This window comes from Bacteroides hominis, assembly GCF_033042785.2.
GTDB lineage: Bacteria > Bacteroidota > Bacteroidia > Bacteroidales > Bacteroidaceae > Bacteroides > Bacteroides hominis.
Window position 1 is genome coordinate 409,411 of record NZ_CP178829.1, and the last position, 20,932, is coordinate 430,342.

Genomic DNA, 20,932 nt, shown 5'->3' on the forward strand with positions numbered 1-20,932 from the left:
TGACTGACGTCGCAGGGAGAAGTGTCCAAGCAAGCAGCAAGCTGGGACACGGGGAATTGTCCGAAACAACACGAAAACAGTATGGCAAATGCAAAACAGGTTCTCGATGTTCAGGTATCGAAAGGGATCACCGCCGCCCAAGGCAACGAACACCTGCGTAATCGCAGCGAAGAGGCGGAGAAGTACGCCATGAGCAAGGGCAACTACGACCCCACCCGCAAACATCTGAACTTCGAGATTGTGCCCGGAGGCAAGGTTCGCCCCATCGACACGAGCCGCAATATCCCGGAACGGATAGCGGACATATTGGGCCGTCGCGGGATCAAAGACCCCAACGAGGGATTGGTTGAACCGAAATACCGCACGGTGGTAAACATCATTTTCGGCGGTTCGCGGAAGCGGATGCACGAACTCGCTTTCGGCACGCAGAAGGTGGATTTTGAAAAAGGTGCGGACAATACCCGCATCAAAAGGAAGAGCGACATCGAACGTTGGGCGAAGGATGTCTATGCATTCGTTTGCGGCAGATACGGCGAGCAGAATATAGCCGCCTTCATTGTACACCTCGACGAATTAAATCCGCACGTGCATTGTACGCTTCTGCCAATCAAAGACGGGAGGTTTGCGTACAAGGAGATATTCGCCGGAAAGGACAAGTTCGAATATAGCGCGAGGATGAAACAGCTCCATACGGACTTTTTCGCCGAGGTCAACACGAAGTGGGGAATGGAGAGAGGCCGGAGCGTCGCCGAGACCGGCGCACGGCACAGGACGACGGAAGAATACCGCCGTATGCTCTCGGAAGAATGTACCACCATTGAGCAACAGATTGGCCGACATCAGGAAGTCCTGTCCGCCCTCCATTCGGACATTCGGCTGGCAGAGCGCAGAGTCAAAGGTTTGACCTCGATGGTGGAAAACTTGAAAAGGGAGAAGAGCGAAAAAGAGGCTCAACTGTCGGCACTCGAAAATGATATGGATACCCGGAAAGGTGATGCTTTGACCCTATCTGCCGAGAAAGAAAAGCTCGAAAAAGAGCTGACTGCTATCCAAGGGAAACTGGCAGACAAACAGGAGAAGCTACAAACCGCCGACCGACAGCTTTCCGACCTCAAGGCAAACATGGATGCCATTGAGGAACGCACGGAACAGCTCAAGGAGGAAGCCTACGAATACTCCCGTGATGTCCACTCCAAAGTGGACAGCCTACTCAAGGACGTCATGCTGGAAAATATGGTCGATGAGTGGAGGGAACTGTCGGCGCGGATGAAGCCTTCCGAACGGCAACTTTTCGACGACACACTCGTGCGTTCCGTGGCGGAACGGGGAGCGGAAGTCATGCGCTGCGCCACGATGCTCTTTCTCGGTATGGTCGATGATGCCACTACGTTTGCCGAAACACGTGGCGGAGGAGGTGGCGGAAGCGACCTCAAATGGGGACGTGATGAAGACGAGGACAACCGGGCATGGGCGCTTCGCTGCATGAGGATGGCGAGCCGCATGATGCGTCCTTCCATCGGCAAGAAGCCCAAGCGTTGAATGGCAAGGTTTATAATAAAGAATCAGATAAACAACAAATTAAGGATATAAGAATATGACGAAAAATATCATTTTCATTATTGCGGCGCTTTGTTCGCTGCAAGCCCGTGCGGATGTACAACCCACGGAAAGGGATACTGTACACCGCACGTACCGTTACGATGACACAGAACTGCTGCAGCCGTTACAGCCCTTATACCTTGACGGAGTGGTCGTTCCGGCACGGGGAAACGGCAATTGGTTTGTCAGTATCGCCGGAGGTGCGACAGCCTTTCTCGGCACGCCGCTCGGTTGCGAAGACCTGTTCGGGAGGTTGAAACCCTCGTACAGCCTTGCCCTCGGCAAGTGGTTTACCCCGTGGGTAGGTGCACGCATAAATTACAACGGGTTGCAGTTCAAGGACGGCACGCTGGCCGTGCAGGAGTACCATTATCTCCATGCGGATCTGCTGTGGAATGTGCTTGGCGGTAGCTATGTCCGGCAGAAACTGGTGCGCTGGCATCTGGCACCCTTTGCGGGTATCGGACTGCTGCACCATGCGACCAACGGGCATAACCCGTTTGCAATCTCCTACGGCATACAAGGGCAGTATCGCATTTCCAAAAGGGTAAGCGCCCTCATGGAACTCTCCGGTACGACCACCTTCCAAGACTTCGACGGGTATGGCAAGGCGAATCGGTTAGGCGACCACATGCTTTCACTCACTGCCGGATTCTCTTTCCATATCGGCAAGGTCGGCTGGAAACGGGCCATAGACCCAAGCCCCTATATCCGCCGCGATCGGCAGCTCGTCGATTATATCAATGTACTGTCGGAACAGAACAGCCGCTACGCGGGACAGCATGACAAGGATAGCCGGACGCTGGCCGAGCTGAAGAAGATACTGGAAATCGAAGGATTGCTCGACACGTACAGCCATTTCTTCGATGATGACGATGCTATCGAGCGCAAAGGTTATCCGAGGAACAATTACAGCGGGCTGAACTCCCTGCGGGCAAGGTTGAAGAACAAGCATTGGAACGGAAAATCACCATTGGAAGGACAAGCCCCGAATGGGAATGGCCGGGCAGACAGCCTGCAGCACTGGCCGGATAGCGTGCCTGGTCTCGGAACAGGACAGTTCGAGAATCTTCCCGACAGCACTTTGGCAGACTATGCCGTTCGGATGCAGTCCGGACGGGAATGCATCGGTGCTCCCATCTTCTTTTTCTTCGAACTCGGCACGTCGCACCTGACAGACCCCTCCCAATTGGTCAATCTCGACGAACTGGCACGGGTGGCAAAGAAATACGGTCTGAAAGTTAAAGTCACGGGAGCGGCCGATAGTGCGACCGGAACAATTGGTATCAACAATGCCTTGAGTGCTTCGAGAGCCGACTATATCGCCTCGGAGCTGAACAAGCGGGGTTTGTCGCCCGACAGGATGACCAAGACCGGCGAAGGTGGCATTTCCGATTACGCCCCCACGGAAGCCAACCGACATACAAGGGTGGAACTGTTCTTCGGCAAATGTGAAGAAAACGAATGTTCGTCCGTAAACAGGTAGAAAGCAAGAGAGTACCGATGATAAATATCGGTACTCTCTTTATTTGTTATGTGCTGTATCCCGGATTCTTTAAGCAGACCGTATCAGTTGTCCGGATTGAAATTCTTGTCGTAATCCAAAAGGAACTTTGCCAGTACAGGGTTGTTGTGGTCCACTTTCAACTTGCCGGTGTCCAGACGGCGAATTGCCTTTCTGTCTTCTTCCGTTAACTCGAAATCGAGATACAAGATAAAAGAAACGGTTCTGTCCCGATGATAGGAACGGAGCCGTTTCTTTTATCGACTGGCTTACTATGTTATTGTTCGTCTTTCACGCCGCGTACATACCCGCCGTCGGCATCTGAACTGGTCGCACCGATGGAGTGGTCTTGGGCATTGAAACGGAAACCGCCGTTCTTGCCTGAAATGGAGCCGTCTCCGTCATAAGTTCCGCGGCTGAAGCTGGTATAGGTCATGTACATGGCTTTGCTCTTATGTCCGTAAAGACGCCATTGACCCTCATACGTTTGCCATGCGTCATCGGGTAAGCGGGTACCCATGATAAGCAGCTCGCGCAAGTTGGGCACGCGATAGCCGCTCGGTGTAATAGAAGCGGTCTGATACCATCTCCAATCCTGAACGTCTTTCCAACTCCAACGATTTAGTGCATCCACATCTATGCTCGGTGTAGGATAGTCTGCGCCATTTGCCGCTACCCGGAACTTGGCATACGGTCGGTTATAAGGCGACAGGTCATTATGCGTGGGCAACGAACTGGCTTCATAGCTTAGGCGGCGTGCCTTCTCGCTAAGGTTGGAGACATCAATCAGGTAGGTATCGTCGAGTTCGGCCTGTGTCACTTTGGGAATGAGTGGTGTGGGTTCAACATTCGGATCGTCAAGACCGATACCGAGGTTGCGTATGCAACGGTAGGCATATTGTCCGCCCACGGTGTTGTGCGAGCCGTCGTAGTTACCCAATGCGGCACATTCTTCTGCCCACAACACCCACGAATGGTCGCCGTCAGCGGAACTACTGGTATAGTGCCAATAGGTCTGGTAATCCCTGTCCGCGGGATTTTGGGGATAGAGGCGCGAAGCGTCGTCCAGCGCATATTCGCCGATATAGAGATCCACGAGCTGGTCGATGGCGGCCAGATACCAGCGTATTTCGTTAGGCTGCACGATGTTGTCGCCGTTCAGGTCGCGGTTACGCAACAGCACAGCGTGCAGGGCGTCTTGGTGGTCATCGGTCAGACCGTAGTGCTCGGAGGGGTTGAGCACCTCCGTCCAATGCAGGGATCTGTTGGATACATAGTTTTCGCCCAGAATACAACGTATGGTATTGAGCCGGCCGTTGCTGGAGGAAGTACTGTTTCTCACGTCACCTTCCTTCCAACGCGTGCCCTCCATGCGGCTTTCAAGCCCCCATGCGGTGGACAATTCATTCTCGCTCTTTTTCACGTTGTACACCGTGCGTATGGACTTCTGCTTGAAAGTCTGTATGGCTTCCACCACGCTCGACGCGCCATCGGGACTGTAATGCGAGTTGTCTCCGTTGATAAAATAGAGCAGGCGGTCTTCGGCCTCCACGTATCGGCGCCACTGCGACAAAAGCGGGGTATTGTCCTCGTCTGTATTGGGGTCATCCGGCTCGCGCACGTACACGTACTCGTCGATGAAAGCGGTAACGGTAACCGTACCGGTGGTCTTTCCTTCCTCGTACTCCTGCTTCAGGCGTTGCAGCAACTGGTGTACGTCGAGTAGGCGGGCGTCAGAATGGCCCGCATGTCCGTCATACCCCGAAGGTTGGTTCTTTCCGCCCTTGTAGTTCTGGTCACCGGGGTATTTCACGAACAGCTCGTCGTCTTGGCCATAGTCCTCGTTGATGGCGAACTTGATCCACTTGTAGTCATGGATACCTGTACTTTCCGGACTGTCCGTTTCGCCGAAACCGCCCGCATAGATGGCCTTGTCGAAAGCTGTCTGCACGCCCCATGTCATGGTTGGAACCATGCTTCGGTTTATCGTAATGAGCTCGCGGTCGTAGTGTGCATCCAGCTCGTACAGCCCATCTTGACTGAATATCACGTTGCCTTCGTAGCCGGGCCTCTGTTCGTTCTCCTCCCCATCGGACTCCACTTCAAGCCGTATATCGTTGATACCACGCAGGGTGACGGTGTAGATGTAGCGGGTATTGCGGCGGGTGTCGTAGTCGTTGGGGTTGCCGTCGGCGTAGCCCAGATGTACGGTGAAGGTCACGTCGGCATTGACGGTATTGCCTTTGTCATCCTTATAGGACAGTGTGCCGGACATTTCCACGTAGGTGGCGTTGGCGGGGGCGTAGGCAAAGTCGCCGTTCTCGAACTGCTGACCGGGTTTGTCCGTATAGTCGCCCGTGTTTTTGTGTTCGCGTTCCTCGCGTAGGGCGTACTGTTCCGCAGCGCTAAGCCCTTCGCCGGAGATGGCCTGTTTGGGAGTCTTGCGGTTTTCCGGCATGTAGAACACGAAGCCACCGGAAGTGTAGAGGTAATTGTCATCCCGCTCGGTAGTCTCGAAAGGCATCTCCTCGGTTGTGAAGTAGGTGCAACCGTCACCATCGGCATCGCCTGTCCCGTGGGGCAGCAGCAACGACTGGGCCGGCACGTTCACCACCCGCCAGCCGCGCGGACGGAAGTCAAGTGCCGTCCAGTTCTTATCGGAGGGTTTCTCGGTTTTCACCACGAACTCCACCCTCGCGTCCGTCCGCTCGGGCCGCAGCGTACACTCCAGCGAGGCGGGACCGCTTTCCGTACCGGGAATGTTGACAAGGTTGCTCGTGGAATTTTTATCATCGTAAGCATAGCCTGTCATCATGAACTGCGTGGAGCGTTCCACGGTATGCTCGTCCATCTTCATTACGAAGGCTTCGAGGTCTGACCGCGATGTTATAGACTCCATGTCCGATTTTTTGACATCATAGCCGGAACTTACGGATTCAGTAGATAGATTGGCGATGCAGACTATCTGTACCTTGTTCAGAGAGGTGGTCTCTATCATGACGGAACCTTTGCTGTAGTCTCCGTTATAGCTGATGTCGTCAGTAAAGAAATTGCGGTAATGCACCTCCCCGGCGGGGTTGAAGATGAACACGTAGAGGTTGTTCACACGGTTCTCGTTGGTAGCGTCCTGCGCGGCACGGGTCTCCACGCAGCTCTTCTCGGACCGGAAGTCCAGCATTACACGTGCGGGAAGCCCCTCTGCCACGCGGGCACGCTCCTCGAACAACGGGTCCTCGGTACACGAGTACAGTCCTACCGCCAGCAGCATGGCCGCCAGCAAGGTCAATATGTTTTTATGTCTTGTTCTCATAACTCAAATGACATGCAGTTTCGTTTAATTGAACGGGGGAACGGTTATCTCTTCCGTATCCCAGTCCTTTACTTCAAATTTTAGCGTGAGGTTGGCCTCCGAACTGAGTGTGGCGTGTATGTTCACTTGCTTGTTACGGGCGATAGAGTTCAGAGCGCCGCCGTATTCGTTGATGAAAGGTATGGCGTCATAGGGAGCTGTACTTGTGGTGAAACCGATGGTATATGGCGAGTTCTTGCTTGCATCCGTCCATGCGTATGAGGGATAGATGTAAAGGGCCAGCGTCTTGCTGCCGTAACCTCCGATTTCGACAGAGAGGCTCTCGTAGTTTTGAACATCATACTCCGTGTCGTCGGGAGCGTCAAGGGTCTGCTCGCGGAACAGGTAGAGCCGGTCGCCGAAGAACTCGCCGAAAGTCATGGAAGTGATGGTAATCGGGTGGCTCAGCGTGTTGTTCATAATGACGTTGAGCTTGGCCACGGAGCGCTCCAGTTCCACTTCGATGGTCTGCGGCGTGCCATCGGATGGAATTATCTGCACATCGCGATGCCAGCTCATGGGTAGGCCGTGTTGTGCGATTTCCTGCTCCGTAAAGCGTTTTGGGAAGTGCGTGCGGTGTTCATCCATCACCAAAGCTTTTTTGGTGTTGCCGACCTGCACGAGGTTGTCCTCGAAGTCTGCCATGTCGGAATAGTCCTTGCCGAGGGCGGCCTCGTTGGCCACGGCATAGATGTCCACAGTACCTACCGGCACACCCTCGATGGTGACACTGCCGCCGGAGAGGTCGGCTTCCTTGAACTGTTTGTTGATGACAGGTTTGTCCTGCGAGAATACCAATATGCGCAAGGTGTTTATCTTCTCTTCAGCGGCCTTGTACTCCTCGTCCGTGGTGTGCGTGGAACGTATATCGGCCATTGGTACGTGCAGGGTAACGGAGGCTGTGCGTCCGTCGGGTATCCATTCGTCCACTCGGTCCGTGCAGCCGGCCAACAGGCTGGCAGCCCATGCGAGGGCGGCTGGCAGAAGCAGGGAGAAAGGATGCGGTAAATATCGTTTTATATATGCTTTCATACACCGTATGTATTGTTGTCTATAAATTTCTCATTTTATTGCCATGACACGGAGGTGTCCTGTTCATCCCAGTCGAGAACCTTCACGTTGATTGCGAGCGAAGCGGCCGAAACGGTCAGGGTGTAGGCATATTGGCTGCCTGCATCCCATTGTTTCGCATTCCCGCCAGAGAGGTTGACCGTGGAATTCCGGTCGGCGGTCTCGCCCTCGAAACGGTAGCTCACGGCGATTTCGGTACCAGTCAGGTCGGTGTGCGGGAGTAACAGCACGTCGCCCAGCATGTTGCGGGTCTCGCCGGCTGTGATGGAAATATCCTTTGCGGCCAACAGGGCATCGCTGTCGTTTGTCTTGGCGGTGTTGCTCCACGAGCTTCCACCGGAGGCATTCCAAGTAAGGTCGCCTTTGTAAGTCACGCCGTTCACTTTGAAGGAAGTAACCGTTACACCGCGCCCCACGGCCCTGATATTGAAGGCCAGCCTTGTGAGCCGATGGGAGAATTTGAAGCTGACAGATTCTGGGGCTTTGTCTGCCTCGATTACTATATTTGTTCGTTCCGCCGTCATCAGGTCGTGCCCTTTCGTGGCGACGAAGTTCTTGACGGTAAAGGTGCCGTCCGTGCAGGCGACGGACACGGCATCGCCCAGCGTTCCGGTGGACGGATAGAGGGCGTAGAAGTCGTAGGTGTTGCCCGACTGCCAGTACAGCAGGCCGCCTCCGTAGGTCCAGCCTGTACCGGAACCGTAGGTCACGGTCGTGTTGTCGAATATCTGCACGTCGTTGTCCGTGCCGCTGGTGTGGCGGTAGCTGCCCCACACGCTGAACGACTGGCCGTCGGTGTTCAGGTCGTCCGCACTCCCGATGGCGGAGCGTGTCAGCGTGGGTAGCGAAAAACGTATCGCCCCGCTGTCTCCGGCTGTCTCCATGTCCTGCACCACGCTTTCCGTGCAGGAAGCCGCTGACAACAGCACCGTCGCCAGCAGGGGCAGGATTCCGAGGGTGTTCTTTCTTCTGTTCATATATCTCATCATATAAAGGTTATTCCGTTCTTGCAGGAAAGCTGCATGTGTGCGGTCTGTCCTGTATCATTGTGGCCGGGAAGGGAACATTCAACCCCGCCCGGCCTGTATTCTTCGGTCCGATTGGCCTAACCGGCCGAGCTGCGTATCTCGTTTCGCTGAGTTAAGTTTCTCGTCATGGTGAGTTGCTCAACTCGCCGCGCTGAGTTGCTCAACTCACGGAAGTGGGTCGCGCAACTCACGGAAACGGATTGGCTGGTACGGTAAGCGTTTAGTTCTTTTTATCAGTCAAATTAAGGTCATCACCCGGCGTAGTATCTTTCCACTTATCTACGGTTACATCAAACTTGATAGGCTTGGCGTTCGGGTCGGTGTTGATGTCTTCCATCTTCAGCTCTGCCGTGTAGTTGTAGTAGTACCCGGCTGTCCATGTGTTCTTCTGCAAGCTGGTTTCGCTGTTGCTCGGATTGTAGCTCAATGTGGCACTGAAATCCTGCTGTCCTATCGTTTCTTGGGCAGCGTTCTTTACCACTGCGGTGAATTGGACGCTCAACGTGCCGCAGGTCTGCGGAATAACGAACAGCGGTGCGCATGTCTGGCTGAAGTATCCCTGTTCGTTGGCAGCGTCGGCAGTCACGTCGGTGATGTTGTCGAAAGTGTATGTGCCCGTAGTGTTTGAGAGCTGGTCAGTACTCCACGTGATTGTGCCTTCGTTGGCCTTGTGGTACGTTCCCGTGGACTTGGTCGTTGCGCTCTCTATCCGTAGGTTGTTCACAGCCACGGTGTAGGTGTTGGCCATCTTGGTCTTGAACGTGAAGGTCAGCTTGGACAGCATGTGCCGGAACGTCATGCTTACTTTCGGGGCTTCGCCCGACGCTGTGCCGTCCCATGTGTAGTTGGACTCGTTGCCCATTGCGGCTACGAGGTCGTTCTTCCCGTCCGTGCTGTACGCCGTGAAAGTCAGCAGGCCGGAGGTCGATCCTCCGCTCTGCGAGCCCGCATCGTAGCTGACAATCGACTTGTTAAGCTGGCTTTCCCCGTTGGCATAGCCCGCAAAGCGGAATTCCTTGTTTTTTTCCCAGTAGTAGGTGTTTATGGGTAGCCATTCGTTGTCGCCTGCTTTGCTCACCTGCACGTTGGTAAAGGCGTCTGCCCAGTTCTGGTCGCCTGTGCCTTTGTTCTGTGCGAATACCCAGAACTTCTGGAAATTTTGTGATGTGACATCACCGGAACGGGTGGTCTTGTCCACAAAAGTTGTAAACTCGATGGGCTGGTTGGCGTATTCGGCCACGTCCATCACTTCCTGATTGCTACAGCCGGAGAACACCGCTGCGGCGACTCCCAGCAAAAATAAACTCTTTTTCATGATGCAAAAGCTTAAATTAAAAATACATTATTGTTTGGTTAATCATTTAGTTATCAATACATCTGTTTTATACAGGTCACCCTTCTTACAATGGCAGGGGGATGTCGATGTAATCGCCCCATCCCTCCACGTCGATGTCGAAACCGCTGTCGGAGCCTGCCGCACCTTCCTCGTCGGTGATGACAAGGCCGTCGGAGACGATAATCACGCCGCCACGGGGCTGGGCCTTCACTTGGTCCGTCACATCGAACTCGAAGGTCTTCATCGCGCCGTTGTGCAGACGCACTTCGAGATTGAGGTGGTAGGAGCGTTCCGTGGTGCGGGTGCCGTCGCCGTAGTGGTCGCCGGGGTAGTCGGGAATGCCGAAGGATTTCACTGTGGCCTCCGGACCGTAGTCACGCAGGGTACAGTCGAACATCACGGTAGCCGCTTCCGGTCCGGTGTGTCCGTCGTTCAGATAGACGCTCTCGGCCATGCCTGCCAATGCTCCGCGTGCGAGGGCCACGTACTGAAACCCCTGTTGGAACTCGTAGCGCACGAGGTAGGTATAGGTGAGCGGCTGCAAACGCACGGGCAGACCGACAGTCTCCTGCGTGGGCAGGGCCTCGTAGCTGCCTATGTATGCGCCGTAAAGCATGTCGGGCTGGTTCACGGTACGTTCCCCCGCGTGCAGGGCTTCGAAAGCCCCCCGCGTCAGGCTACGGGTGGTGGCACTTGCGGAAGCCAGTGCGGCGATGTCGTTGAAGACGATGTATTCCGTGTCATTGTTGTAGAACAACAGGTCGTGCGTACCTTCGTTCATATAAAGACGGCCTCCTTCGGGCGACAGGTTGCCCTCGTTCTCGGCGGTGCCGCCGGTATAGATGCGTGCACGGATGCCGGTGGGCACGTCGGGGCGAAGGTCGTCATAGCGTTGGGGCCATGCAGGGTTCCACACGGACTGCCAGTCGGTCTGGTAGCTGCGTTCCCATTCCTGCTCCCACGTGGCGGTGAGGTTTACCTGAACGGAGAAAGCATGGTCGGGGTGGTCGTAACAGAGATCCTTTCGGCAACCGCCCAACAACAGAAGCGTGGCGGCGTATAATGCCATATATAGCGGTGTGCGTCTCATCGTGCGCCTCCTTTCTTCTTATCCGTGTCCCACAAACGCCAAACGAGCGTCAGTTTCAACTTCAGCGGCCCGAAGTAGTCCAGCTTGCTGGTCTGCCGATAGACGTAATGTGTGCCGCCCAGATAAGGTATCGGGTCGTACACCTCATACTTGCTGTGCATGTACCCCACGCCGATACCGGCTTCTAAGGAGAGCCGCCGTCCGATGGGGAACATGTAGCCGTAGCTGACTCCGACCATTTCGGCTTCGCCCTGATAGCCCTCCTTGCCGTTTTCGAGGTCGTACCACGTGAAGCCTCCGAACACGCCGAGGTAGTGGCCGTGCCACGGGCTGCCTTGCTTTTGCCCGAACCACCAGCGTCCCTCCGGGCTGATTGTTGCCACTTGATAATACCTGTGCTTGCCGTCGTTCTTCCACCATGCCATCTCGCCTTCAAGGTTCACCGTCCAGCGGTCGGCGATGCGGTACTCTACTTCGAGCGAGGGCATCAGTATCGCATCGTAAAGCAGGTTGGTCTTGATGGCCAGTCGCTGCACCATCGCTCTCTGAGGTTGCACGGTCGCTTCCTGCCGCACCGTTGCTGGTTCGGAGGTCGTTTCCGCCACGCTATCGGGTTGCAGGACCGGTTCCGGTTCTTTCACTTCCGACTCTTTTTGGGGAATGACTTTTACAGGCGGTTCGGGTTTCCGGTAGCAGACCACCGAAAGGCTGGAGCGTAAATCTGGGAAGAAGTTCTCCAGCATGTAGGTGTACGGCATACCGCCGCGCAGGTCCATGAGCTGCTTTTTTCGTCCGTCCACTACGCGACCCGCCTTGTCGAACACCCATACCGGTGTATGGTCGAGGATGTGCAATACCTCTTTTTTATAGAGCATATCCGATGCGGCGACCATCCGGCGCAACATATCCCATGCGATGCCCTCGCCATGTATACAGACCAAGTTGTCGGGAATTTCGGCGTGGCGCACGAGATAGGTTTTCAGGGAATCGGCCCTGCGATCTGACAACACCTCGTTGAGATGGTTCACACCTTCGGGCGATGACCACGAACGTACCACAACGCTTTCAAGTCGGTTCGCCCCGTATTCTTCGCGTAGAATGCGGATAAAACGCTCCAATTCCGCGCGATTATCCCTGAAGAGCACGTCCACTGCTCTGTGGCCCTGCCGGTAATAGATACGGACCGAGTCCAACTCTTGTGCATGAACATACCCGCCGCAGAACAAGAGAAATAATAACAGTATTCGTTTCATTGTCATAGTCTATGCCTATTTATATATCAGCTATTTATTCAATTCTCTCGTGCCATGCCTTTTCATTTAAAGGCAAAAAAACACCAAACCAACAAATAATCAGCCTGATAACTGTCTGTTATGCCGATTTATTTGTTGGTTAAATCGTTGGTTAAATCGTTCATTAAAAAAGCTATCGAAAAAAGGTCGTATTATTCGGACACTCCGGGAAAATTCGCCCTACTCAAAGAGCTGAAACGCAATTTTTTGCAGATTTTTGTTGTGGATAGCTCATGTTTTTGTAATTTTGTGGCTGAAAACGAACGTAAAATCATACCGTCCGTTTTTGTGACATTCCTTTTCGTCTTATCTCTTTTTCTTTCATGGCTTTATCTATTTCTTTATAGCGGCTGCGGAATTTCAGAAATGTATCTCGCGAGATGTTGAAACGCCTACATATATCGGCAATCGTGCAGTCCCGTTTCAACATGCCGACGACGACTTTCCGGTTTTCGATCAGCACATTCATTTTCGTGTAGCTGCCTTTTTTTCGTCCGAGGACGACACCCTCGGCTTTCCGCAGGGCGAGCGCCTCTTTGGTGCGCATCGAAATTAGATTGCGTTCAATCTCCGCTACCAAGCCGAAAGCGAAGCAGAGCACCTTGCTGTTGATGGAGTTGTCAAACGAATACCCCTCCTTGGTCGTGTAAAGGTTGATTCCTTTCTCCAGACATTTGCCCATGATGGCCATGAGGTCCGTTAGCGTGCGGCTTAGACGCGATATTTCTGTGACAATCAGCGTGTCGCCATGCTTCATGCGCCGTATCAGCCCTCCTAATTTGCGGTCGCACTCCTTCTTCTTGCCGCTGGCGACCTCCGTTACCCATTGGCTGACGGAAAGATTTCTACTGTCGGCGAAACGCCGGATCTCGTCTTGCTGGTTAGCCGGATTCTGTTTGCCCGTACTGACCCTTAAATAACCTATTATCATAGTCCTTAATTATTTTACGGGAGCGACATTGCTCCCGTCCGGTATAAATAAGGCATGATGGTTCGATATGAAAGGATTTTGTATATAATTGTAGGCGTAACATCTTATTTTACAATTATTTTATATCTTTCCGCTATACCCTTTTCCCTTTTCTTCCCGTTAACATTCTCTCGTCGGTTGGATTTTTCCATGCAAAGGTACAGCAGTCGTCCGGCGTCAAGCACCGCCATGCTAACGGCTCGTGGATTTGCCCGGCAGCCTTCCCAAATCAGAGATGTCCTTTCAGTCCCCCGCCATGTCGTACCTGTCGGGTTGGGTATTCCGTGAAATCCCCGGTCGTTTGCTTGCCTTTCCGTCCTTTCCCTACTGTCTGACTTGCATGTAAAATCTCTCCCGGCAAGGAAAGCCGAAAAGCTTCCGAAGAGAGGGAAAAGAAAAACGATGTTTAATTTAACTTTTATGTATTATGCGTACAAATGTTAGTCAAATTACGGACAGGAAAATTTGGGACGGATAGGAAGTGTCTCCGAATGCTATGCTTTAAGCAGAATTTGGACAAACTGTTTGGTTGAAAAGGAATTGCAGCTGTTGGTAGAACCTTATCGACAAGTTCAAAATAGCGGATAGAAGGATATATTAATTTTTAATCTTATCAAAATATGAGTATAATATGTACACGATGTGGCGGCACGCAGGTAGTATGCGAAGCCACGATAAACCCCAACACTAAAGTGATAACGGAAATTTCCGACGATTCTTTGCAATTCGGCCGGTGCGAAACTTGTAAGGTACGAAGCGTCCTGACGGATGTAGAGAAGACAAAGGCCGCCATCAAGAGCGGATTTGCCGGATTTGTCGAGGCAAACGGCAGGAATCCCCATTATGCAAGCTGTCGGATAGTATGGAAGTACACCAACGATTCCGAAGACGTAAAAATCCGGCTGCTGGAAAGCGGTGAAAGTATTGGAAACGACATGTTCTTCTCCTGCAACAGCCTCCATGCCCTCGAATCTCTGGCGAAGTTCGGAAAAGAACCGTTCATCGTAACGGAATGTTACGGGTTCAAGACCTTTACAGAAGAGGAAATCTCCGATGAAAAAGCGTATGAATACGAGTTCGGAGACGAGAAAATCGTTGTTACAGGTAAAGAAGTACGTGCATTTTACTCGGAAGTATATAGGCTGACGGCACAGGACATCGAACAGTTTGCAGCCTATAATACGGCAAAACGCAAGTATTATCGGAAAAATGATTGTCAGCTTACCCCGGAGTTTGTCCGACGGCTGCTTGATGAAGAACATTTGATGAAAGCAGGTGAATCCGACAGTTTCACGATTCAGTTGTTCTTCCTGTGGTATGTGCGGATTCGGAGAGAACCTGAAAATCTTGCACCGTTCAAATACGCTTTGGAAGCCTGTTGCTTGGATAATGTACAGACTTTCAGTCGCCGATACATCACGCTCGAAAAAGCATTGCTTCATTGCCTGAACGGTTTCAATGAGAATGCGGTCATTCCGAACCGTTACCAATCCCTGCAAAACTATTTTTGCAGACATACACATGGCAAACGCTAATCCCCGGCAGAGGATTGTCTTGCAGTACAAGTCTCCGATCCTGTAAAACAGGTTTCGGAGACTTTATTCTGCACGGTCATTTCTCCGGTTGTCTTTCTATGTCGGCAGCTTCCTTGTTTAAGCCGGTACTCTATTCCTTTTATATTCAGCCGAATTATTTTTTATTCTATGATTTTTATTATAATTGTGTATACTTTAATGTTGCTATTCATTCAATTTTACCCACTTTCGCTGGTTAGTACCAGACTCCATGACAAGACATTTTCCGTTTTCTATCATGTAAATGTGGATATATTGGCAAGGGACAACCTCTTTTCCCTGCCGGTTGACAACACCGTTCCGGTACGTGTATTTGGCGACAGCTTTGACCGCTTCGGCATACTGGCCGCCACCCAAGTTGAAGCTTTCAATGCGGACATATCTGTCACAAGGAATAACCAACTTGGCTTCTTCTACGGTAGCACGTCCGGCAAAACCATCCTTTCCGCTTCCTTTGATATAAAGTTTCAGCCAATCGTCATATACATACATTTCATCATAGATTGGTTCGAGCACAATATTTCCGTCCGGGTCTATCATGCCATATTTCCCATCAAGGGAAACTTTGAGCAGGTTGTCCCTATATTGCTCTATTTTGTTATAAACTTGGGATGTGACTTGCTTGCCTGTCCGGTTATCCACCAGATAACAAAGACCGTCTTTATAAAGCGCATACCTGTTTCCCGGCAGCGTTCTCGAATAGTCGTATATGGGCGGAATGACCTCTTTTCCGTTCGAGTCAATGTAGCCAACCTTGTCGTTGAGAATGACATGGGCAAGGTTTCCGTCTGTAAACGCACCTATTTTCTCGTATTTGCATGGTGTCAGTACATTGCCTTCAAAGTCCATCAGACCGTATCTGGAATTATACGAGATGCGGTAATAGGGAGTGTCGTCTTTTGTGCGCAGCACTATCAGGGGCTTGCCTTCTTTATCCTCTATGGTATAGTAACCGTATTGGCAGGGCAGAATCATTTGTTTCTGCGCATTGAGGAAACCCTCCCTGCCGGCTTGGTTAACAACGAATAGCCCGCTTTTCAGTTGTTCTATTTTATCGTATTCAAACGGCACGAGCACTTTACCCTCCGTATCGATGATGCCTGTCTTTCCGTTCTTTACCGCATAGGCTTCGTGTGAGGCAAACGGCGTGATACGTTCATAAATACAGGGAATGATTTCCCTGTTTTCCTTGTCGATGAAACCATACAGTTCCTCTTTTGCCACCAATGCCCTGCCTTGGAGGAAGTAAGCAGCCTGAGTATATTGTAGCGGGATGACGATTTCTCCTTTACGGTCTATGTACCCAAAGTACCTGCCCACTTGCACTACTGCCAAATCTTCGGAAAATTCTTCGGCATAATCGTATTTGCCTTCTATCCATTCCTTGCCTTTTTCATCGACATAGCCGAATTTCCCGTTTTCGCAACGGTGCGGTATAAGGGTAGATGGTGGTTGACTGTTACATGACACTATGAGCATAAGCGGAACAGCCAAGAATAAATGTTTGAGCATACTTCTGATCGTTTTCATAATGGACGATGTTTAATTTATTCTGATATATTGAGAATCCTCCTTTCGCCACGTCTTGCCTGAACCTGTTACATCTTTGTAGATTCCAAAGCCATGTTCGTAGGCTTCATACGTACCGTCATAATCTTCAATTATGATATTTCCGCGACTTCCATTGCTCCCTCCACTGCCGGAGAATGCTGCCAGCCCCAGCCACAGTAAAGCTCCAAGTATCAAGGTGCTCAACATTCCAAGAAAAGAAATTCCCAAACCAAAAGCAAACACCGTGAACGAAAGGCTCATCCAAATACCACAATCTCTTAACAAATAGAGCAATACTGCCATATAGGCAACGAAAGCAAGTACGAAATGCCAAGTCTCGTTAAAGAACGGAGTTTCTGGCGAATCAGGGGTGATACTGTCGTATCTATTGTAATTAAAAATACCTAAGAACAGGATTACTCCTACAATGATAAAGATACCAAACAGAAGTTTTCTCCAAAAGCCATCGAAAAGACTGCCCGTAAACTCCCGGTAAATAGTGTACTGGAAGAACAGGATGCCAATAGCTACAAAAAAATTGATAATAGTAAATATCCATCCTACATCCGAAGGGTCGCAGAACCAGACGAGTGCGCTGTCACTCCCAGCTCCGAACATGAACAGTTCAGCCCCGCCCCATAAAAGGCAACCTGCGTGGAACAACGATCTGGTATCTGTACGTAGTCCGATGAAGGCAATGACGGCAAACAGCAATATGGCAAAAGGGGTATAATGCCGGAGTTCGGAAAGACCGACTGTGGAGTAAGATGTTCCAGCCGGAGCAGCCAGAGTGGAGAAAGGCTCAAGGTATTGTTCATGCACATAGCCCGTGCGACCGTCATTCAAAGACACTTGTGCCCAATCATCTTCGCACGCCGTCACCTGCACGAGATCTCCATTGGACAACGATCCGATTTTAGCCCCACCCGGTGCATTGCGCACATTGAGCGTGGAGTTAACGTTTACCCGATATAGACCGGGAGCAATGGCGGCAAAAGCGGTCATCGCAAAAAGGACTACCGCCAGTATTAATAAAAATCTTCTCATGGCAAAACGAACGGTTTATCAAATGACGACTGGCGCAATCTCCATAAGACTGCCGCACATAATGCAATCCAACACAGGTCGATGGCAATATACCCGCATGGCAGCGGAAACATGTTCAGCAGGATAGATACCACCATAACTGTCGCACCCGCAATGCCTAATACTTTGTCTTTCTTAAACAGTAAGGCAAAGACAATGGCAAATGCCAAGAAAGCTGCCCAAAGCGCCCAATTACCGTAATAATTCAAATCGTTCATCCAATTCCGATTATTCCCTACACGGGACGAAAGCAGAAGCCACATAAAAGGATAATCAGACTTGCCTTCCGTTTCCCAATAATTCTCCAAAGAACGGTACATTTCATCTCCGTCAAAACTGGATACCATATACAAGTCGTAAACGGTATTCACCAAAATCGGAACGAGACTGACACACCACAGCACAAAAGCCGTTTCGCCCAGCCACTTGTTTACGTGTACTTTCACTTTGGCGAAGAAAAGCGTCGTGAAGAAATAAAAGCAAACTGTGTAAGGAAAGTTAAGCCACACATAAAGAGGATATAGGGTAGTCGTGCTGTTTCCTCCGAACTCACTATACCAACCAACCTTTACCATTTCATCCTTACCGAAACCGGACAGGAACATCAGATTGACTAACAGCACATACGCCGTAGCCAGCAGCATTGCGGTTACAATTGTTTTCGTTTTCATATCCATAAGTTTTAGCTGTTTATTCGTGTGCATGGAGAGTGATGCCCTGACAGTTCACCCGTTGTTTTACGAATTGGTGGTTGCCGTCCTCAAAAAATGCTTCAAACGGGTCTGAAGAAAGATTGTACCGCCTGATATAAACATCCATGTACAGGTCTCCTATACGAAGTTCTCCCGCCCGTAGGGGATAGAGTAATAACTTCCGGAACACCGCCACCTGATAATTCTTTCCATTCCGATGCTCTATTTGCCATGCGCTGCCCCGCAAATCTATCGGTTCTATTTTGAAATCGTCCGAAGAGATGAGTTGTTCCATATTGGCGAGGCTATCTGCAAGGGATGTGGTATATAACTTGCATTCCAACACGACGGGTTCATTTATACGAGGAGAGCGTTCTGATACGTTCATTGTCATAAAGACATCCGGTTTTGGTTGTGGGTCGGAAGAAGGAGGTAATTTCCCGTCAGGTACGACATTCACTGCGAGTTGCTGCGAATGTAGCTGATGCCCGTTCACCACAATACTTGCAGAGGGAATGGAACACCTGCCCACCTGTAATGCCTGCAACACATAAGTATAAGACTCTTGATATTTCCGGTTTATTTCTCCATCTACTTTTTCCACATTGGTGGCACTGCTTTTGGTGGGGCCAAGTAACACCTTAAAGCCTTTCAATTCGGGCACAGCAAGATTCTGTATTTCAACAGTAGCAGGTTTCTCCGGGAAAGATACAATAAATGTCAGCCGGAACTGTTTATTAATTTCGATATTCTCCGGAGCAGAAACTGTAAACGTAGGATCATTATTTGCGTATGCTTTTGCCGCTGTTCCGATAGCGCATAAGCAACATACCCATGCAATAAGTCGTTGGGAAAGAAATGTCTTTTTTGCGTGAACCGATAATTTATCCATCATCCTAAGTTCTTTTATGTCTTCCCAGTCCTTAGAAGGCTGTTATTAAATAATAAAAGCGTGAACTGCAAATGCCACGTCTTAAATCGAAGGTCGTAGGAAACCTGTAGTACAGATATGGATATAGCAGCCCACGCTATAGCGTGAGAACCACTATGCCTTCCTTGTACTACATCTGAAAATTTCCTACGTTTTCGATTTACAAGATAAGCATAACGCTTCTTTCTTTTCTAAATATGTCTTGGATAGAGTTGTCTCAATCCGATTGCAAATATACGAAGAACTCGCAAAAAAACGGCAAAATTTGGATAAATAAAGTAAGTGTTTGGTATTGAGGAGAGTTAAGCCAAATTCTTCTATACCTTTCCAAATCGCTAAAATGCAGGATAATGAAAGGTTAAGAGAAAGATTTGCTACTTATCCGTTGCCTTTTTTAGCCCCGGATAATCCGGCAAAATAACGCTTAACCACCTGCGGTTTTACCGTTCACCATGCAAAGAACCCTATATTTTGCCCGTAAAGATAACCGTTTTTTTCCGTTTTTCATGGAAATACAGGTTATGTTACCGGCATCCGGGGTTTTATTCTTTGTTCCGCTATAATTTTCATAACTGTAAATAACTCTATATCAAGTAATTTTGCAACATAAAAAATAGAGTTATGAAACAGACGGATGTAACGGTTACGTTCTACCTCAAAAAGAGCGAAATGAATGACGAGGGACATTGCCCGGTCATGGCGAAACTTGTTGTCGGCAAATTTTCAGAAGCGGCTTTTAGTGCGAAAATGTCCGTACCCGCTGCACTGTGGGCATCCGGACGTGCCACGGGTAAAAGTAACGCCGCGCGGGAAATCAACCGGCAACTGGACGATTTGCGAGCTTCAGCCATTGCCATTTATGACGAACTGTCAGCCACCCGTGAGAATGTAACGGCTGAAGAAATAAGGAATCTGTTGTTGGGGACGGCTTTCGGGCAGGAAACCCTGTTGGGTTATTTCCGGACGTTCATCGAACATTTCGAGAAACGTGTCGGCGTGAACCGGGAAAAGGGAACAGCGCAATCTTACCGCTATGCTTGTAACTGTGTGGCTGCTTTCATCCAGGAGAAATACAAGTTGTCGGATGTTCCTTTCACGGCCCTGAACCGTTCATTCATCGACAACTATGACCTCTACCTACGCACGGAGCGCCGCTTTGCCCTGGGAACTATCGTGTTGCTTGTCACACGGTTGAACACGATTGTCGGGGAAGCCATCGCGGAAGGGATTATCACTGCCGACCCGTTCGCGGGTTATGAAGCCGAACATCCCGAGCGGGAACAGAAATACCTTACCGCAGCGGAGTTACAACGGCTGATGACCACACCCCTGCACGACCCGAAACTCTACCATATCCGCGACCTGTTCCTCTTCTCCTGCTACACGGGTATCCCTTACGGGGACATGTGCCGCCTGACGACGGAGGATCTGGAAGTGGCCGAGGACGGTGAGGTATGGATCAAGACCGCCCGCAAGAAGACGAAAATCGACTATGAAGTGCCGTTGCTCGACATACCGTTGCTCATCCTCGACAAGTACCGGGATATGGCCTCGGAAGGAAAACTGCTGCCGATGTACAGCAACAACGAACTCAACCGGACACTGAAACGTATTGCCGCCATTTGCGGAATTGAACGGAAGCTCGTCTTTCACGTTGCACGCCATACCTACGCCACCGAGATCACGCTTTCGCATGGTGTCCCGCTTGAAACCGTCAGTAAAATGCTGGGGCATAGCCGCATTTCCACGACGCAGATTTACGCCAAAGTGACCGATGACAAGATCGACATGGATACCCGGTCTTTAGAGGAAAAGATTGCCGGCCGCTTCTCCGTAGCTATTTAATCTATCATTGACAA

Annotated in this window: 15 protein-coding genes; 4 read left to right on the plus strand and 11 right to left on the minus strand. The window is 50.8% G+C overall.

Translation table 11 applies throughout. From position 1 onward, the window contains the following. The first annotated feature begins 81 nt into the window (after nt 1-81). Both mobV and R3O62_RS01815 read left to right on the plus strand, forming a co-directional pair. Entirely contained in the window at nt 82-1,539 is a 1,458-nt protein-coding gene (gene mobV / locus R3O62_RS01810) for a MobV family relaxase (RefSeq protein ID WP_004289486.1), read from the plus strand. A gap of 55 nt (nt 1,540-1,594) precedes the next feature. Beyond that, complete coding sequence (locus R3O62_RS01815; protein ID WP_004289485.1) at nt 1,595-3,085, plus strand: OmpA family protein; 1,491 nt, start codon at nt 1,595-1,597, stop codon at nt 3,083-3,085. A gap of 295 nt (nt 3,086-3,380) precedes the next feature. Here R3O62_RS01815 and R3O62_RS01820 read toward each other — a convergent pair whose 3' ends face one another. The 7 genes from R3O62_RS01820 to R3O62_RS01850 all read right to left on the minus strand — a co-directional run bounded on the left by R3O62_RS01820 (nt 3,381) and on the right by R3O62_RS01850 (nt 13,200). Further along, entirely contained in the window at nt 3,381-6,413 is a 3,033-nt protein-coding gene (locus R3O62_RS01820; RefSeq protein WP_317472930.1) for a fimbrial protein, read from the minus strand. Between the two features lie 24 nt (nt 6,414-6,437). Further along, nucleotides 6,438-7,484, minus strand: coding sequence for a FimB/Mfa2 family fimbrial subunit (locus R3O62_RS01825; RefSeq protein ID WP_049129921.1), 1,047 nt, complete (start codon nt 7,482-7,484; stop codon nt 6,438-6,440). A 35-nt stretch (nt 7,485-7,519) separates the two neighbouring features. Then, nucleotides 7,520-8,500 (minus strand): fimbrillin family protein, encoded by a 981-nt coding sequence (locus R3O62_RS01830; protein ID WP_224200307.1) that lies wholly within the window; start codon nt 8,498-8,500, stop codon nt 7,520-7,522. Between the two features lie 271 nt (nt 8,501-8,771). Further along, on the minus strand, nt 8,772-9,866 hold the full coding sequence (locus R3O62_RS01835; RefSeq protein ID WP_004289480.1) for a fimbrillin family protein: 1,095 nt from the start codon (nt 9,864-9,866) through the stop codon (nt 8,772-8,774). A gap of 85 nt (nt 9,867-9,951) precedes the next feature. Then, nucleotides 9,952-10,977, minus strand: coding sequence for a DUF5119 domain-containing protein (locus R3O62_RS01840; protein WP_007218015.1), 1,026 nt, complete (start codon nt 10,975-10,977; stop codon nt 9,952-9,954). After that, nucleotides 10,974-12,236: a DUF3575 domain-containing protein gene (locus tag R3O62_RS01845; RefSeq protein WP_317472279.1), complete on the minus strand. Its 1,263-nt coding sequence runs from the start codon at nt 12,234-12,236 to the stop codon at nt 10,974-10,976. Before R3O62_RS01845 ends, R3O62_RS01840 begins: the two co-directional genes overlap by 4 nt. Before the next feature lie 304 nt (nt 12,237-12,540). Continuing rightward, nucleotides 12,541-13,200: a recombinase family protein gene (locus tag R3O62_RS01850; protein WP_004289476.1), complete on the minus strand. Its 660-nt coding sequence runs from the start codon at nt 13,198-13,200 to the stop codon at nt 12,541-12,543. A gap of 659 nt (nt 13,201-13,859) precedes the next feature. Here R3O62_RS01850 and R3O62_RS01855 point away from each other — a divergent pair. Continuing rightward, on the plus strand, nt 13,860-14,774 hold the full coding sequence (locus R3O62_RS01855; RefSeq protein ID WP_004289474.1) for a hypothetical protein: 915 nt from the start codon (nt 13,860-13,862) through the stop codon (nt 14,772-14,774). A gap of 204 nt (nt 14,775-14,978) precedes the next feature. On the opposite strand, the gene R3O62_RS01860 is transcribed toward R3O62_RS01855, so the two are convergent. Genes R3O62_RS01860 through R3O62_RS01875 form a run of 4 tightly spaced genes read right to left on the minus strand, consistent with a single transcriptional unit; the run spans nt 14,979 to nt 19,037 of the window. Then, nucleotides 14,979-16,343, minus strand: a complete 1,365-nt coding sequence (locus R3O62_RS01860; RefSeq protein WP_007478989.1) for a WG repeat-containing protein — start codon at nt 16,341-16,343, stop codon at nt 14,979-14,981. Nucleotides 16,344-16,355: 12 nt separating this feature from the next. Next, nucleotides 16,356-17,411: an SH3 domain-containing protein gene (locus R3O62_RS01865; protein ID WP_004289472.1), complete on the minus strand. Its 1,056-nt coding sequence runs from the start codon at nt 17,409-17,411 to the stop codon at nt 16,356-16,358. Next, complete coding sequence (locus R3O62_RS01870) at nt 17,408-18,121, minus strand: hypothetical protein (RefSeq protein WP_229102941.1); 714 nt, start codon at nt 18,119-18,121, stop codon at nt 17,408-17,410. Before R3O62_RS01870 ends, R3O62_RS01865 begins: the two co-directional genes overlap by 4 nt. Nucleotides 18,122-18,140: 19 nt before the next feature. Continuing rightward, the gene (locus tag R3O62_RS01875) at nt 18,141-19,037 is read right to left on the minus strand and encodes a BatD family protein (RefSeq protein WP_007478987.1); all 897 of its coding nucleotides are present in this window, start codon (nt 19,035-19,037) and stop codon (nt 18,141-18,143) included. A gap of 657 nt (nt 19,038-19,694) precedes the next feature. On the opposite strand from R3O62_RS01875, the gene R3O62_RS01880 reads away from it, so the two are divergent. Then, a complete protein-coding gene (locus tag R3O62_RS01880) occupies nt 19,695-20,918 on the plus strand; it encodes a site-specific integrase (protein WP_032531832.1) in 1,224 nt (407 codons plus the stop codon). Nucleotides 20,919-20,932 lie beyond the last annotated feature (14 nt).